Source organism: Gluconacetobacter tumulisoli (assembly GCF_014174155.1).
Taxonomy (GTDB): Bacteria; Pseudomonadota; Alphaproteobacteria; order Acetobacterales; family Acetobacteraceae; genus Gluconacetobacter; species Gluconacetobacter tumulisoli.
On the sequence record NZ_JABEQM010000003.1, the window covers coordinates 304344 to 320854 of the forward strand.

A 16511-nucleotide genomic window follows, 5' to 3' on the forward strand; every position below is an offset into this window, starting at 1 on the left:
CGGTGCCGGAGGCGTGACGGCGACGTTCCATCGAACATGCGCAACTTTCTTCGCCGGACGATGTTGACGTTTCTATCCTCAACGGGAGGTCTCGTCATGCAAACAGATGAAAGCGTCAAGCCGGATCGCTCGTCCCTCTCGCAGGATCGCGATCGAACGTGCACACCCACAGGTTATCCGCTGGTCGCGGATTCCCTGTGTTTCGAAACCGTGCCCCTGGGCACACCGCGTTCCTACAACGCACCGCCCTCGTCGTCGTGACGATGTCGTTCCGGACCCGATCCCAGAGCGATCGGGTCCGGAGCCAGGGCGGCCAGGATGGCCGGCGACGCGATCCGGCACGCGCAATAGTGCTGCAGGACGGTCCCAGGCCGCCATCACAAGAACGCATGATGGGATGAACCGGCGTGATGCCGGTTTTTTGCTTTTCAGCGGGATACCGCCGGACAGGGGGGAGGGCGACACCGGTTCCGGGTCGTATTGCAGCGTCGGAACGATTCGTAACAAAACGATATGAAACTTTTATGAAATTTTTGTTAGAGTAAAATAGATTGATCCAGCATGTCTGGCGGAATAATCATCTTTATCCATGACGTTCCCGTGAGAGTAACGTGCCCATGAATCAGATCAGTAAAAATCATGACACGCACTGGAACAGGTATTACGCGTCTGACGACGTCCCTATGCTGCCGTCTCAATTTTCGGTTTTCGTCGCTTCCGAATTTCCAGACGCCGATTTTATTGTTGATATCGGGTGTGGAAATGGTCGAGATGCTTTTTTCTTCTGCAAGCAGGGCTATCGCGTCGTCGCAGTGGATGCCAGTGCGGCGGCAATCGAATCGATCCAGGACAAGTGCGGAGACATGGCGGGGCCGCTGGCCCTGCAATGCCGGATCGATGGTGCAGGAACGGCTGAGGATATCCGCAGGGTTCTCACGGATAACGGAATCGAAGGCCGGGGCGTTGTCTATGCCCGCTTTTTCCTGCACGCCATCGACCAGACCGGAGAGGACGCGTTCCTGGAGGTCTGCCGGGCGATTTCCACCCTGCGGGATGTGTCCGTGGCGGTGGAGTTCCGGACCGTACGAGACAAGAGCCTGCCGAAGGAAACCCCGGACCATTTCCGGCGGTACCTCAATCCCCCTGAATTCGTGCAGAACGCCGCGCGCTTCGGGTTCAGGACGGAGTACCTGACCGAAGGATTCGGTTTCGCCAAATATAAATCCGACGACGCCCATGTCGCCCGTGTGATCCTGGCGCGCTGAATGGCGGGTTTGCCTGACGGGACGGCCGCCGGGACGTTTTCCCGCTCCCTGGCCCACATCGCGGACTTTATCAACGCGGCTGCCCCTACGCTGTTTTTCGGTGGATCCGACGGATCCCCCTTGATTGTCGGTGGGGCGGGGCCGGTGCGTTTCCTGCGCCTGAGGGTCCATGGCACAGGCCCTCTGCATGTGATCCATGTCGAGGTCCGGGACCGGAACGGGGCGCTGGACCTGCAGGTCCGCCAGGTCACGGCAAGTTCCCTCTACGGCATGACCGGCAGATCCCCGGCGGAGCAGAAGCAGGCCTTGCAGGCCCGTGCCCGGTCGCTGCTGTACTTTCCGATTGTCGGAGGGGACGGCCTGCATACGGGGGACAAGGATACCACGCCCTGGGTGCAGATCGATCTGCAGCGCCTGACCGATGTCGAAAGTATCCTGATCCGGAACCGGGCCGATGTCTGGGCATGCCGCAACTGGTCCCTGACGGTCGAAGGATCCGAGGACGGCCAGGACTGGCGGACGATATACGACCACCGGGCCGTCATCGACGCGGTGAACGTTCTGGTGGAGCAGCAGATCGCGAATGCGGCGTCGCCCGGGCAGGGCCGGGCCTTCCGCCTATATTGGCAGACCCTGCGTGTGTTCCTGTCCGGAGCGATCATCGAGCATGGGTTTTTCGACACCCTGTCGATCAGCGACGAGGAACGCGGCGTCCTGGGCGACGTCGTCAACAGCAAGCTGCTGTACCGGTTCCAGCAGGAAATCACCGCGCATGGCATGATCCGGACGTTCCGCTACTGGAGCGCGGATGAAAAAAAGCAATATGTCGAGGATGCCCTGGCGCTCGTGGCCGCCCTGAAGGACCTGTCCCCTCACGTCATGATCGGGTACGGGGCCGTGCTGTCCTATATCCGTTCCGGCGATCTGATGCCGCATGACGACGATGTCGATGTAGTCATTGCGATGGACCAGGCAGCTTTTGCTGATATACCGACGGCCACGCGGGCGGTCAGCGCGTTCCTGGCCGAACGGGGATTCCGGCTCGACGGGGATTTCTTCTCGCATCGCTGGGTCGCGGCGCGGGGCGACAAGACCCTGGACGTCTTTGTCAGCCTTTATTCGAATGACCGAGTGTTGTTCTATCCCGGACCGGTGGGGGGATGCCCGATCGCGGACGTGTTTCCCACGATTCCGGTCAAATTATGCGACTGCATCGTTCCGATTCCGGCCAATCCGTTCCGCTACCTGGAAGCCATTTACGGGCCATCGTGGCGCGTCCCGCAGCCTCAGTTCAGCCATGAGTGGAACGAAGACGCGTTTACGGGGCGCCGTTTCACCACGATAGGCCGGTTGATCAGAAACCGCGCCGGGTTGCGTCGGAACTGATTGAGGCGGCCTACCACCTACCGTCTCGATGGTCGGCCGCAAGTGGCCGGATGCCGCGTCGTCCAGATCCGGGCCGGGGGTGCATTGTCCTCCAGCTGTCGCGTCGCAAGGTCCGGCGGGGCATGGCGGCGTCTTCCGTTCCTCGACGGGTCGGTCTACAGGCTGGAGAGCATCTCTCCCGCCGGAGCAAGCGTTCCTGATCGTCGAGCGGTATCCCGAATGCCGCCGATGACGCCATCCCGGCACAGATCCTGGTGGTTACAGCAGAGTGTCGGATAAATCTCCCTCTCTTTCCCTGTCCTCCGCCGGCCTGTCGGTGCGGGGGCTGCGGAACGCGCATGCCGGGCCGTTCACGGTCGACGTGCCGCGGGGGGAATGCCTGGTCGTCGCTGGCATGTCGGGTGCCGGCAAGTCGGTCCTGCTGCGGATGATCGCCGACCTTGACCCGCATCAGGGTCTCGTTGCGCTGGACGGCGTCGCCTGCGCCGACATGCCGGCGCATCAATGGCGGCGGCGGGTGCTTTACCTGCCTGCCGAACCGGGCTGGTGGTCCGACATCGTGCTCGATCATGTGTCCGACGATACCGCGACCCGCGCGCTGCTGGACAGGCTCGGCCTGCGCGAGAGCGTTCTGCGGACCCCTGTCCATCGCCTGTCGACCGGCGAACGGCAGCGTCTGGCGTTGGTCCGTGGGCTGCTGCGGGGTCCGTGTGTGCTGTTGCTGGACGAGCCGTGTTCCGCGCTGGACGATGCGACGACCCGGAAAGTCGAAGCCCTGCTGCGCGACCTGAAGGCGCAGGGGCTGGCGCTCGTCCTGGTTTCGCATGATCAGGCGCAGGCCGATCGCATGGCGGACCGTCGCCGTTACATGACGTCCGGTCGTTTCACCGAGGACGCGGCATGACGCCGATCCTGCTGACGACGTCCGACCTGCTGCTGGCCGGCGGCCTGGTCGGCATCTGCGCGCTGCTGTCCGTCGTGCTGTCGCTGGATATCCATCGCACGCTGGTGATTGCGGCAGTGCGGATGACGGCCCAGCTGGTCCTGACCGGCAGCGTCCTGCTGTTCGTGTTCGGCAGGTCGTCGGTGTGGCTGACGCTGCTGGTGCTGGCCTTCATGTTCGCGGCGGCCTCGTACGAGGCCGGATCGCGCCAGCAGGTGCGTCTGGCCCCGTCCTGGCATTTCGGAATCAGCGGGGGCGCCACGATTTTCGGCACGGTAATCGTCGTGCTGATCGGGCTGCTGACGGCGCTGCAGCCGCATCCCTGGTACCAGGCGCGCGTCGCCATCCCGATGACCGGCCTGCTGCTGGGCAACGTCATGAACGCGACCAGCCTGTCGATGAACACGCTGCTGTCGGCCATCGCGCGCGAACGCATCGCCATCGAGGCGCGGATCATCCTGGGCGCCACCCGGGCCGAGGCCATGAACAGCCTGATCCGCCAGGCCATCCGCACCGCCCTGATCCCGACCCTGAACCAGATGGCGGCGGCTGGCGTCATTACCCTGCCCGGGATCATGACGGGACAGATTCTGGCCGGGATGAATCCGCTGGAGGCCTCCAAATACCAGATCGTGCTGATGAGCCTGATCGTCAGCGGAAACATGATCGGCGCCACGCTGTCGGCGGGCCTGACGGCGGCACGCCTGACGGATGCGCGCGGCCGATTGCGGCTGGACCGCCTGCGCGACTGACCCCAGCCAGACGCGGCAGGAGGTGCGGCGCAGGAAGTCGTCGGCAGTTTCCATGCGTGGCAAGGCCGCCCGACCGGCCTTGCCACACGGACGGTCGCGATCCTGGCCGGCATCCAGCCTCTGTGATCGCGACCGTTGTCCTATAGCGTCGCCTTGTCCAGTTCGGGCGTCGTCTGCCGGGTGCGGGGGGCGGCATCCTTTGCCGCCCGCCGCCAGCGATGCAATGTGGCCTCGGTATAGCCGTTGGGTTGCACGGCGCCCTTGAAGACCAGGTCGGAGGCGGCGCGGAAGGCCGGCCCCGTCGTGTAGTGGGACAGGGGACGATAGCCGGGCTCGTCCCGGTTCTGGTCGTCGACCACCGCGGACATGCGCATCATCGACGTCCGCACATCGTCTTCCGAGATGACGGCGTGACGCAGCCAGTTCGCCACGTGCTGCGAGGAAATGCGCAGGGTCGCCCGATCCTCCATCAGGCCGACATCGTGCAGGTCCGGCACTTTCGAACAGCCGATGCCCATATCCACCCAGCGCACGACATAGCCGAGGATGCCCTGCAGGTTGTTGTCCAGTTCCTCGCGGATCTCGGCGGCGGACCAGTCGGGCGTCCGGGCGAGCGGCAGGGTCAGCAATTGTTCGAGCGCCGCGGGCGGTACCGTTTCCAGCCGTGTCTGGACCGCGGCGACGTCGACGAAATGATAGTGCAGCGCATGCAGCGTCGCCGCGGTGGGCGAGGGCACCCACGCCGTATTGGCGCCGGCACGGGGATGGGCCGATTTCTGCGCCATCATGTCGGCCATGCGGTCGGGCATCGCCCACATGCCCTTGCCGATCTGGGCCCCTCCCTTCAGGCCGCAGGCTAGGCCGATGGCCACGTTGCGCTGCTCGTAGGCCGTCATCCAGGGTTCGGCGCGCATGTCGGCCTTGCGCACGACCGGGCCGGCCTGCATGCAGTAATGGATTTCGTCCCCTGTCCGGTCCAGGAAGCCGGTATTGATGAACACCACCCGTTCGCGGGCGGCATGGATGCAGGCGGCCAGGTTGGCGCTGGTGCGCCGCTCCTCGTCCATGATGCCCATCTTGATGGTGTTCGGCGCCAGGTCCAGCAGGCGTTCGACCCGCGCGAACAGGGCGTTCGACAGGGCGACTTCCTCCGGCCCGTGCATCTTGGGCTTGACGATATAGATCGATCCCGCCCGGCTGTTGGTCGTCCGCGACCCGCCCCGCAGGTCGTGCAGGCCGATCGCGGCCGTGATCGCCGCGTCCAGCACCCCTTCGGGCACCGGATGATCTGCCTGGTCCACGACCGCGTCGGTGAACATGTGATGGCCCACGTTGCGGATCAGCATCAGGCTGCGTCCGGGCAGGGCCAGCGTCGTGCCGTCGGGCGCGGTATAATGGCGGTCGGGGGCCAGGCGCCGTTCCAGCAGGCGGCCGTCCTTGCGGAACGAGGTCGCGAGCGTGCCCTGCATCAGGCCCAGCCAGTTGCGATAGACGAGGATCTTGTCCTCGACATCCACGGCCGCGACGCTGTCCTCGCAATCGATGATGGTGCTGAGGGCGGATTCGGCGATGACGTCGGATATGCCGGCGCGGTCGCGGCTGCCGATCGCCGATGTCGGGTCGAAGCGCAGCTCGATATGCAGCCCGTTGTTGCGCAGCAGCACGATGCGCGGTGCCTCGGCCGGACCCGAGAATCCGGCGAACTGTGCCAGGACTCGCAGCCCGGTGGGGGCGGTACCGTCCCCGAAATCGGCGACAAGCCGGCCGTCCGCGACGTGATAGCGCGTCACGTCCGCGTGGTTGCCGCGTGCCAGGGGCATGATTTCGTCAAGCAGCAGCCGGATCCGCCGGATCACAAGGTCTCCGCGCCCGGTGTCGAAGGTGGCGCCGGGGACGCGGCCGCCCGTGTACGGCTCGGCGTCCGTGCCGTAGAGCGCATCGTACAGGCTGCCCCACCGTGCGTTGGCGGCATTCAGGGCATAGCGGGCGTTCGTGACCGGAACCACAAGCTGCGGACCGGCGATCCGTGCGATCTCGTCATCCACGTTCGTGGTGGTGATCGAGAAATGAGGTGGTTCCTTCGCGATATATCCGATATCGCGAAGGATCCGGATCTGGGCGCCGATGTCGCCCGGGTCATGCCCGGGCGATGTCAGGACATGATCCACCGCCTGCTGCATCAGGCGGCGTCGCGCCAGTGCATTCAGGATCTTCGGCGTGAACGTGGCGACGATTTCGGAAAATCCGGTCCAGAAGCGGGTGGCGTCCACACCCGTCCCGGGCAGGACTTCGTGCGTGACGAAATCGTCGAGGGCGTAGTCGATGCGTAACTGGCCGATCGTACGACGGGACATGGTGTTTCCTCCAATATCTTGTTCCAGAGCGGGAATTTTCGACCTGGAAAATCTCAGACGGGTGTTGTGTTCTTGCCGAACGGTAATTTGGCGTGGAACTGGTCGGTTTCCGTGGAGTAAGCCATGGCCGCGATGGAGGTATGTCCGTCCCTCGCCACGGCCGCGACGGCGCCGAATTCGGCTTCCTGCAATTCGGAACAGGCCGCCATGTCGCGTTTCGCGTAGCCGTGCGCCAGCTTGAACATCGAATAGTTCAGGCTGTGGAAGCCGGCCAGCATAGGGCAGATGTCGACCGAACCGGACAACCGCGCCACATCGCGGGCGTCATGATCGCGTTGGATTCCGGCGAAGCGCTCCGGATCATTCACGAAGGTTTCGATGGATTCGACGGACACAGATTCGACGGACATTGACGACTCCCTTCTTCGATCGTCTTGTCCGATGAGTTAAGGGGAGGGCATCAATATGTGCCATATAAAAGGGGACGACCGAAGGTGAATGCTGTAAATGGATTTACAATTCGTTTTGTGTATTTGTAAAACGAAGGAAATTTCATGGCCCCCACGCGCATCGGCCGCATCGTCCGGCGGCTTCGGATCGAACGGTCGCTGTCCCAGCAGGGACTGGCCGTGCGGCTGGGCATATCGTCCAGCTACCTCAACCTGATCGAACATGACCAGCGCAGCGTGACGGCGTCACTGCTGATCAAGCTGACGCGGGCGCTGGACGTGTCGATCGAGACCCTGTCGGGCATCGACGAGCAGAGGCTGGAAGGCCTGCTGCACGAGGCCCTGTCCGACCCGCTGCTGGGGGCGCATGGGGTGCCGGCGCAGGAAATCGCCGCCCTGGCGGCGCAGCCGGAGGTCGCACGGGCGGTCCTGACGCTGCATCAGGCGTTCCGTGCGGCCCATCACGACGCGACGCGCCTGATGCTGCCGACGGGCACGCGCGTGATCCTGCCGCAGGAAGAGGCGCGCCTGGTCTATGACGAACGCCTGAATTACTTTCCCGACCTGGAAGAAGCCGCCGAACGGGTCCGCACCGACATGGCGCACGGGGCGCGCCTGCCCGACGCCGACGCGCTGCCGCCGTCGGAAAGCAACCATATGATCGCGACGCGGCTGCGCCAGCATCATGGAATCGTGGTGCGGATCGCGGCCCTGGACGGCGCGTTCCGGCGCTACGATCCCGACAGTCGGCTGCTGCTGCTGTCGGATCTGCTGCCGCGAGAGAGCCGCGGATTCCAGCTGGCGTTCCAGCTGATGCTGATCGAGGGGCGCGACAGCATGGAGCGCCTGCTGCACGAGATCGCGCCCAGCAGCGAGGAGGCACGCCTGGTCATCCAGATCGGCCTGGTGAACTATGCCGCCGCCGCGCTGCTGATGCCGTACTCCGCCTTCCTGTCGGCCGCGACCGCGCTGCGCTACGACCTCGATATCCTGTCCGCCCGGTTCGGCGTATCGTACCAGCAGGCGGCGCAGCGGCTGTCGACCCTGCAGAAGCCCGGGGAACGCGGCGTGCCGTTTTTCTTCGTGCGGACCGACCCGGCGGGCAATATCACCAAGAGTTTTTCCGCCTGCGGCTTCCCGGTGCCCCGCCAGGGCAATTCCTGTCCCCAGTGGAACGCCAATACATGCTTTTCCACGCCGGGCGTCACGCAGGCGCAGGTGGCGCAGTTCACCGACGGCCGGACCTTCCTGTGCTTCGCGCGCACGGTCACGGGCATTTCAACCGGATGGAATGATATTCGCCCGGTGCATGCCGTTGCCATGGGATGCGACATCACCCGGGCCGGCGAAATTGTCTATTCCGATCGCCTGAATCTTCAGGCGCCAGCCATACCTGTCGGGATTTCGTGCCATCTGTGCGACTGGACCGAATGCCGGTCGCGCGCGTTCCCGCCCTTGCACCACCGCCTGGCGCCGGACATCAATCGGCGGGATTCGCTTCCGTTCACTTTCGCCCCCGCGCCCGCCGATCCGGGGGGCACGCCGTCCCGATAACGGCGGCGGGAATAGGGCTCGTGTCATGGGGGTGAAGCCGCTATATTCGTCGTCGGAAAGACCCCCAAGAAATCGGATTTCATACCGATCAACCCATACGGATTGAAGAAGCCGTGTCAGAATCATCTATTTTCCCCGCCCCCCTGTCCTTCGCGGCGCGCGCCACCGTCGATTCCAGCCGCCTGCGGCAGATGAAGGATGATGCGCTGCATCATTCGGAACAATTCTGGCTGGAACAGGCAGGGCGCATCGAATGGGCGTCGTTTCCGACCATCGCATCCTCCTCGTCGTTCGAAGGCGAGGTCCCGATCAACTGGTTCGCGGACGGCAGGCTCAATGCCAGCGTCGCCTGCCTGGATCGCCATCTGGCCGAGCGGGGCGAGCAGGTGGCGCTGATCTGGCAGGGGCAGGATGAGGGGCAGGTCGAACGGCTGACCTATCGGGCGCTGCATGAACGGGTCTGCCGGATGGCCAACGTGCTGCGCGGGCTGGGCGTCGGACGCGGCGACCGGGTGGCGATCCATTTGCCGATGGTGGTCGAAGGCGTCGTCGCGATGCTGGCCTGCGCGCGGATGGGCGCCGTTCACGTCGTCCTGTTCGGGGGCTTCTCGGCCGAAGGGCTGGCGGACCGCCTGGTGAACAGCGGCGCCGTCGTCGTCCTGACCGCGGACGAGGGACGCCGGGGCGGCAAGCGCATTCCCCTGAAGCCGACGATGGACGAGGCGCTGGACCGCGCCACGGGACATGCGGTGCGCCATGTCCTGGTCCTGGCCGTGACCGGTATCGAGACATCGATGCAGGCCGGACGCGACCTGGCGCTGGCGCCCCTGCTGGCGGCGGCGTCGCCCGAATGCGCGCCTGCCGTCATGGAGGCCGAGGCCCCGCTGTTCGTCCTGTATACGTCCGGCAGCACGGGGAAGCCCAAGGGCATGGTCCATACCACGGGCGGCTACATGGTGTGGGCGGCCTATACCCATGCCCTGGTCTTCGACCATCGTCCGGGCGACGTCTTCTGGTGCACGGCGGATATCAGCTGGATCACCGGCCACACATACGTCGTGTACGGACCCCTGGCGAATGGCGGGACCGTGGTCCTGTTCGAGGGGCTGCCGTCCCATCCCGCGCCGGGCCAATGGTGGCAGGTGATCGATACGCACAAGGTTACCACGTTCTATACCGCGCCCACGGCGATCCGCGCCCTGATGCGCGAGGGCGACGATGTCGTCGCCCGGCATTCCCTGTCCAGCCTGCGCCTGCTGGGCAGCGTGGGCGAGCCGATCAGCGCCGATGCCTGGCTGTGGTTCCACGAAGCGGTCGGCCGGGGACGCTGCCCGGTCGTCGATACGTGGTGGCAGACCGAAACCGGCGGCATCCTGATCGCCCCGGTCCCGGCGGCCGTGCCGCAGAAACCCGGTTCGGCGACGTTGCCGCTGCCGGGCGTGGACTGCGTCCTGCTGGACGAGAAGGGGCGCGTCGTCGCGGGTGAAGGCGAGGGATGCCTGTGCATCGCCCGGTCGTGGCCTGGGCAGGCCCGGACCATCTGGGGCGACCATGCGCGCTTTCGCCAGACCTATTTCTCGTTCCACGAGGGGTATTATTTTTCCGGCGACGGGGCGCGCCGGGATGCGGACGGCTATTACTGGATTACCGGCCGCATCGATGACGTCATCAACGTATCAGGCCATCGCATCGGCACGGCGGAGGTCGAAGACGTGATCGCGACCGACCATCGTTTCGCCGAATGCGCCGCGGTGGGCGTGCCCCACGATCTGAAGGGCCAGGGGCTGGTCGTCTTCGTGGTGCCGCGCGGCGGCCCCGACGGGGGCCTGGCGCAGGAGGCCGCCCAGGTCATCAGCCGGGGGATCGGACGGTATGCCGCGCCCGAACGGGTCTATATCGTGCCGGACCTGCCCAAGACGCGATCGGGCAAGATCGTCCGGCGATTGCTGCGCAAGATCGCCTGCAACGAACTGGATGCGCTGGGCGACCTGTCGACGCTGGCCGATGCCACGATCGTGGAGCGCCTGATCATGGATGTCGCGCGCCAGGGCTGAGACATCGGAGACGCCCTGTCATCCGAAAGAAAAGGAGGGGACGGGCGCGGCGCTTGCCGTCATCCCGTTCCCGTGGCGTGTCAGGCCGCGCGCCACTGCTGCGCGCTGTCAGCCGCAAAATCGCGATAGGGGCGCGGGGGGCGGCCCAGCAATGTCGTGAGCCGGGCGACCTGCGTCCCGTCGGCCGGGGCACCGTCCTGCTGGTAACGCCGGAACATGAGTTTCAGGTCATAGGCCAGCCAGGCGGGCGCGAATGCCCGGACACGCTGTTCCAGGCTATCCAGATCGTCGCCACCATATTGGACGGTCTTGCCCAGGGCCTCGCTCCAGATCGCAGCGATGGCCTCGCCATCCAGGCAATCCGGTCCCACCAGATCATATGTCTCGCGCGGGAGAGGCGTTGCGCTGCGGTCGCGGCGCAGAAGTTCCTTCGCGGCGGCTTCACCGATATCGCGCGTATCCACCATGGAAATGCCCCTGGCGCCGACGGGAACGCCATAGGTGCCATGGGTCAGCAGCGCGTCCTTCTGCTGCATGTCATTCTGGATGAAATAGGCTGGCCGCAACACCGTGGCGGGCAGATCGCAAGCGGCGATCATCCGCTCGACCGTATGCTTGCCCACGAAATGCGGCACGTCGGCATAGGTTTCCCCCTTGAAGACCGAGAGATAGACGATGCCTTTCACGCCGGCCTCGCGTGCCGCATTCAGCGTGAGAATGGCCTGCGTCAATTCGTCAGCGACATTCGGCACCAGCAGGAACAGCGTGCTGACCCCGGCCAGTGCCGCGCGGACGGCATCGATGTCGGACAGGTCGCCCCCGACCGGTCGGACGCCGGGGGGAAGCTTCGCCTTTTCGGGCGTACGTGTCAGGGCACGGATATCCGCATCCTGTCCGTTCAGGGACGCCAGGACCTGCGAGCCGATCGTGCCCGTGCCCCCGGTGATCAGAATCGTCATGTCGGAAACTCCTCGCAACCGGTCGCCGTCTTGCGGCCTCGAGAAAACCTAGATGTTCCATGATCTGGCGAAAGCCGGCATGATCGGGACAACCCGTCCCACGAATGGAACACATGATGGATCTGCATGCGCTTGCCGATTTCAACCTCGTTGCCTCTCATGGGGGCTTTGGTCGTGCCAGCCGCGCCACGGGGCGGCCCAAGGCGACCTTGTCGCGCAAGGTCACGGAACTGGAACAGGGTCTCGGCGTGCGGCTGATCGAACGGGGCACCCATACCCTGCGCCTGACCGACGAAGGGCAGGCGCTCCATGCCCGCACCGCGGGATTGCTCGCCGAGATCGCGGAGGCGGGGCAGGCCGTCGTGTCGGCCGCCTCGGTCCCGCAGGGGCGTCTACGCGTCAGCGCGCCGGTGGTTCTTGCCCATGTCGCATTGGGACGCATCGCGGCACGGTTCGCCCGGGCCTATCCGGAGGTGCAGCTGGAGCTGGTCGCCGAGGACCGGGTCGTCGATCCCATCGAGGAAGGCTATGATTTCGTGATCCGCATCAATCCTGCACCTGCCGACCATCTGGTCGGCCGCAGGGTGCTGCGCGATGACCGACTGCTTGTGGCGGCGCCCGAACTCGCCCGGGCGGTGTTCCCGAGCCTGTCCGGCGACGGGCCGGATATTCCGGGCGTGCTTCCTGCGAGCACGTCGGGGGATGTCGTGTGGCAGATCGTGACCGGGGACGGACAGGTCGTCCCGGTCGTGCCGCGTCCCGTCCTGCGCCTTTCATCGCTTCTGATGATCCACAGTGCGGTGCGGGAGGGCGCTGGGGTCGCGCTGCTGCCCGGATTGCTGGTGGCAGGGGATGTCGCCGCAGGGCGGCTGGCCTGTTACGGGACCGCGGCGGGGGCGCCGGTCGAAATATGGGCGTTGCAGAGCTCCCGTCGTCTTGTGGGCGCCCGGGCGCGGGCATTCCTGAACGTGCTGGAACAGGAACTGGCGCTGTGGATATCCGGTCGGGCGGCCCGCTGACACGGTTGTTGAACCGATTGACGCAGTACCGTAACGTTCTTGCGGCAATCGACAGGGGGCGAGCATATGGCCGGAATTTCACGGCAGCCCGGATCGGCCGGTCCGGGCAGGCTCAAGACTCGTCATGTCTCGATGATCGCGTTCGGCGGCATCGTTGGGGCGGGTCTGTTCGTGGGCAGCAGCGTGGCCGTGGCGGGGGCCGGCCCGGCCGTGCTGCTGGGCTACATGGCGACCGGGGCCCTGGTCATGGTCGTGCTGCGCGCGCTGGGCGAGATGCTGCTGGCCGTGCCGGGACGGGGATCGTTCATCGACTATATCCGGCTGGGCAATGGCGAATGGGCGGGGTTTCTCAGCGGCTGGCTCTACTGGTTCTACTGGGTCATCGTCATCGGCAGCGAGGCGATCGCGGGGGCGATCCTGCTGCAGGACTGGGTGTCGTTGCCGGTCTGGATGCTGGCGGTCATGCTGGTGCTGCTGGTCAAGCTGATCAACATGGTTTCGGTGGATCTGTTCGGCGAATGTGAATTCTGGCTGGCGGCGGTCAAGCTGGTCTGCGTCGTGGGGTTCATCGCGACGGGCCTGCTGTTCGTCCTGCACGGGCTGGGCCATGCCCCCCACGTGCTGGCGAACCTGACGGCGCATGGCGGCCCGATGCCGCATGGCGCGCTGGCGGTCGTGGGCATGATTCCCACGATCCTGTTCTCGATGATGGGGTCGGAAACGGCGACCGTCGCGGCCGCCGAGACCGAAAACGCCGAGGCCAATATCGCCCGGGTCACCCGGTCCACCGCATTGAGGATCTCGCTGTTCTATGTCAGCTCGATCGGGCTGATCCTCTGTTCGGTGCCGTGGACGGATATCGTGCCGGGACATTCGCCGTTCGTGACGGCGATGGTGGCGATGGGCGTCCCCGGCGCGGGGATGATCATTCAGCTGGTGGTGTTCAGCGCGATCTTTTCCTGCCTCAATTCCAGCATCTACATCACCTCGCGGGTCCTGCTGGGGCTGGCGGCGGCGGGGGACGCCCCGCGCTGGTTCGGCGGGCTGGCGGCGCGCGGGGTGCCGACGCGGGCCGTCATCGTCAGCAGCGTGTCCGGCCTGCTGGTCGCGTTTTCGTCCATCCTGGCGCCGGATACGATCTTCGCCTTCCTGCTGGGCGCCAGCGGGGCGGTGATCCTGCTGGTCTACATGCTGATCGTCACCGCGCATCTTGCGGTGCGCGGCAGGCTGGAAAGGGCGGGTCATCGGTTCGCATTTTCGACGCTGCCGTTCTTTCCCTGGATCAACTACCTCGTCGTGGCGGGGATGGGCGGCATCTACAGCGCCATGCTGCTGGATGACGGGCAGAGGATGACCGCCCTGTCCAGCCTGGGCTGCGCCGGCTTCGTGCTGGCGCTGTACGGCATCCGGCGCCATGCCGTCCAGCGGCGGTCCGGGGGCGACCTGCCCCGCCGGGCCGTCGATCCCGTGACGGGCACGGTGCTGGAACCGCGGCGGATCTGAGGCGCTTCTGTCAAAGGCCGCACAGGCCCGGTCCGGCGGGAACGCGGGCACGGGCGGTTTCGGGATTGTTCCATGACGTGTTCCACCCGCATGATCCGGCTCGTCGTCCTTGTGCTCTGCATCCTGGCCGCCCCGCCGGCATGGGCGCGGATGGTCGCAAGGCCGGTGGACTGGACGCTGGACGGGACGCGCTTCCACAGCGTCTTGGTCTATGACGACGCGGTGGCGGCAAGGCGCCCGGGCCTGGTCATGGTGCCTAACTGGTATGGCGTGAATGCGATCGCCATCGACAAGGCTAAAATGATCGCGGGCCGGAATTACGTCATCCTGCTGACCGACATGTATGGGGCGGCGGTCCGCCCCGCCAATGACATGCAGGCCGGGGCGGTGGTGAAACCCCTTCTGTCCGATCGCGTGCTGATGCGCACCCGGATCCGGCGCGCGCTGGATGAATTGCGGTCCCAGGCCGCGACGGCGCCGATCGACCTGTCCCGCCTGGCCGCCATCGGCTTCTGCTTCGGCGGGGCCGCCGTACTGGACCTGGCGCGCAGCGGGGCGGACGTGAAGGCGGTCGTTTCCTTCCACGGGAACCTGACGACGGATGACCCGGCGCTGGCCCGGCGGATCCGGGCGGACGTTCTGGTGATGAACGGCGCCGACGATGCGATGACATCACCCGATTTCGGCGCCTTCCTGGACGAGATGCGGCAGACGCCCACGGACTGGCAGTTCGTGGTGATCGGCCATGCGGTACATTGTTTCACCGAAACCGAGGCGACCGCCCCGACGGGCATGTGCCGCTACGACGCCGGAGCCGCCGCGCGGTCTTATGCCCTGATGCGGCAGTGGCTGGCCGTGCGTTTCGCCCGCGGACCCTGATCCGGGCCGGTTCCCGGCCGGCGACGGAGGATGAGAGCATGAGCCATGTCTGTATCCAGCCATCCCATGTCGCTGTCGTGACCGGCGGTGCCTCGGGGATCGGGCTGGCCGCCTGCCGGGCCTTTGCCGCCCAGGGGCTTTCGGTCGTCGTCGCGGACGTGAATGCCGAGGGACTGGCCCGCGCGGTGGAAGAGGTCGCGGCCGCATCACCCCGCGGGCGCGGCGCGGTGCGCGGGGTGCGGTGCGACGTGACGCTGCGCCACGAGATGCAGATCCTCGAGGCCGAGGCCCGCGATGCCTTCGGCCGGATCGATATCCTGATGGCCAATGCGGCGGTGCAGCCGGGCAGCGACATCATGGGACCCGACGGTGCCTGGGACCGGATCCTGGACACCAACCTGTACGGGGTGATCCGCACGGTGCAGGCGGTCCTTCCGGGCATGATTGCGGATGGACATCCCGGATTGGTGATCGTCACGGGATCCAAGCAGGGGATCACGACCCCGCCGGGCGATCCGGCCTATAACGTCGCCAAGGCGGGGGTAAAGGCGTTCGCCGAGGCAGTGCAGCACGATCTGCGCAATCGGCCGGGATGCCGGATTTCCGCCCACCTGCTGATCCCGGGCTTCGTTTTCACGCCGCTGACGGCCAATGGCCGGACCGAAAAACCTGCGGGGGCCTGGACGCCGGAACAGACGGTCGATTTCATGATGCGGGGGCTGGCGCAGGGCGATTTCTACATCCTCTGCCCCGACAATGAGGTCACGCGCGCGGTGGATGAGCGCCGGATGCTCTGGGCCGCCAGCGATATCGTCGAGAATCAGCCGCCGCTGTCGCGCTGGCATCCGGATTATGCCGATCGTTTCGCGGCGTTCCTGCGGGGCCCCGCCGACGGAGAGTGAGATGGCAGGGACACCCCCCGTGCGCCGCGTGCGGACATTGCGCGCCGTCATCGCCGTCATTGCCGTGATCGCGCTGGCCGGTGGCCCGGCGCAGGTGCCGATCGCCCGGGCCCAGGCGGGATGTGGCCCCGGGCCGGTCGGTTGCGCGCCCAACCCGGCCGCGCAGGCGCAGATGCGCCTGCAGTTGCAGACCGAAATCCAGCAGCGGCAATTCGCGGCCCGGCAACGCGGCCTGGAGCAGGTCGAACGGGATCGCGCCCGCCTTGATCAACTGGGGCAGCAGCCGGTCGGGTCGCCCGGATCGGCCGGGGACCTGGACCGGCGACGGCAGGAACAGGCCCTGCGGGAAGATATCGACCGGGAGACCGCGGCCACGCGCGGCCTGTATCACGCGCAGCCGCTGGGGCCGGGGGCCTGGACCATCCAGAACCCGCAAGGCGTTCCGCAGGCGACATGCCGCGAGGTCGGGCGTGTCCTGGTGTGCTGAGGGTC

14 protein-coding genes are annotated in these 16511 nt (G+C 66.0%); 11 read left to right on the forward strand and 3 right to left on the reverse strand.

Annotation, left to right across the window (positions count from 1 at the left end):
- Positions 1–617 precede the first annotated feature (617 nt).
- The 4 genes from HLH28_RS05585 (at position 618) to HLH28_RS05600 (ending at position 4346) form a co-directional block, all read left to right on the forward strand.
- Complete coding sequence (locus tag HLH28_RS05585; protein WP_246395718.1) at positions 618–1265, forward strand: methyltransferase domain-containing protein; 648 nt, start codon at positions 618–620, stop codon at positions 1263–1265.
- Positions 1266–1385: 120 nt separating this feature from the next.
- A complete protein-coding gene (locus HLH28_RS05590) occupies positions 1386–2651 on the forward strand; it encodes a discoidin domain-containing protein (RefSeq protein ID WP_182955688.1) in 1266 nt (421 codons plus the stop codon).
- A 268-nt stretch (positions 2652–2919) separates the two neighbouring features.
- Positions 2920–3555, forward strand: coding sequence for an ABC transporter ATP-binding protein (locus HLH28_RS05595; protein ID WP_338029665.1), 636 nt, complete (start codon positions 2920–2922; stop codon positions 3553–3555).
- Positions 3552–4346 carry an ABC transporter permease gene (locus tag HLH28_RS05600; protein WP_182955690.1) on the forward strand — a complete coding sequence of 265 codons (795 nt, stop codon included), beginning with the start codon at positions 3552–3554 and terminating at the stop codon, positions 4344–4346. The genes HLH28_RS05595 and HLH28_RS05600 overlap by 4 nt, the downstream gene beginning before the upstream one ends.
- Positions 4347–4486: 140 nt before the next feature.
- Here HLH28_RS05600 and HLH28_RS05605 read toward each other — a convergent pair whose 3' ends face one another.
- Together HLH28_RS05605 and HLH28_RS18495 are read right to left on the reverse strand one after the other, a co-directional pair.
- Entirely contained in the window at positions 4487–6700 is a 2214-nt protein-coding gene (locus HLH28_RS05605) for a malate synthase G (RefSeq protein ID WP_182955719.1), read from the reverse strand.
- A 53-nt stretch (positions 6701–6753) separates the two neighbouring features.
- Positions 6754–7110: a hypothetical protein gene (locus HLH28_RS18495; protein ID WP_456305439.1), complete on the reverse strand. Its 357-nt coding sequence runs from the start codon at positions 7108–7110 to the stop codon at positions 6754–6756.
- A 144-nt stretch (positions 7111–7254) separates the two neighbouring features.
- Here HLH28_RS18495 and HLH28_RS05615 point away from each other — a divergent pair, with 144 nt between their 5' ends.
- Entirely contained in the window at positions 7255–8703 is a 1449-nt protein-coding gene (locus HLH28_RS05615) for a helix-turn-helix domain-containing protein (RefSeq protein WP_182955722.1), read from the forward strand.
- 113 nt (positions 8704–8816) lie between these two features.
- On the forward strand, positions 8817–10757 hold the full coding sequence (acs, locus tag HLH28_RS05620) for an acetate--CoA ligase (protein ID WP_182955725.1): 1941 nt from the start codon (positions 8817–8819) through the stop codon (positions 10755–10757).
- An 80-nt stretch (positions 10758–10837) separates the two neighbouring features.
- Here the strand turns inward: acs and HLH28_RS05625 are convergent, their stop codons facing one another.
- Complete coding sequence (locus HLH28_RS05625; RefSeq protein ID WP_182955728.1) at positions 10838–11716, reverse strand: SDR family oxidoreductase; 879 nt, start codon at positions 11714–11716, stop codon at positions 10838–10840.
- 113 nt (positions 11717–11829) lie between these two features.
- Between HLH28_RS05625 and HLH28_RS05630 the strand changes: the two genes are divergently transcribed.
- The 5 genes from HLH28_RS05630 (at position 11830) to HLH28_RS05650 (ending at position 16506) form a co-directional block, all read left to right on the forward strand.
- Complete coding sequence (locus HLH28_RS05630) at positions 11830–12735, forward strand: LysR family transcriptional regulator (RefSeq protein ID WP_246395701.1); 906 nt, start codon at positions 11830–11832, stop codon at positions 12733–12735.
- 66 nt (positions 12736–12801) lie between these two features.
- A complete protein-coding gene (locus HLH28_RS05635) occupies positions 12802–14238 on the forward strand; it encodes an amino acid permease (RefSeq protein WP_182955731.1) in 1437 nt (478 codons plus the stop codon).
- A 72-nt stretch (positions 14239–14310) separates the two neighbouring features.
- Entirely contained in the window at positions 14311–15117 is an 807-nt protein-coding gene (locus tag HLH28_RS05640) for a dienelactone hydrolase family protein (RefSeq protein ID WP_246395702.1), read from the forward strand.
- Positions 15118–15155: 38 nt separating this feature from the next.
- The gene (locus tag HLH28_RS05645) at positions 15156–16019 is read left to right on the forward strand and encodes an SDR family NAD(P)-dependent oxidoreductase (protein ID WP_182955734.1); all 864 of its coding nucleotides are present in this window, start codon (positions 15156–15158) and stop codon (positions 16017–16019) included.
- Position 16020: 1 nt separating this feature from the next.
- Positions 16021–16506, forward strand: coding sequence for a hypothetical protein (locus tag HLH28_RS05650; RefSeq protein WP_182955738.1), 486 nt, complete (start codon positions 16021–16023; stop codon positions 16504–16506).
- The last annotated feature ends 5 nt before the right edge of the window (positions 16507–16511 follow it).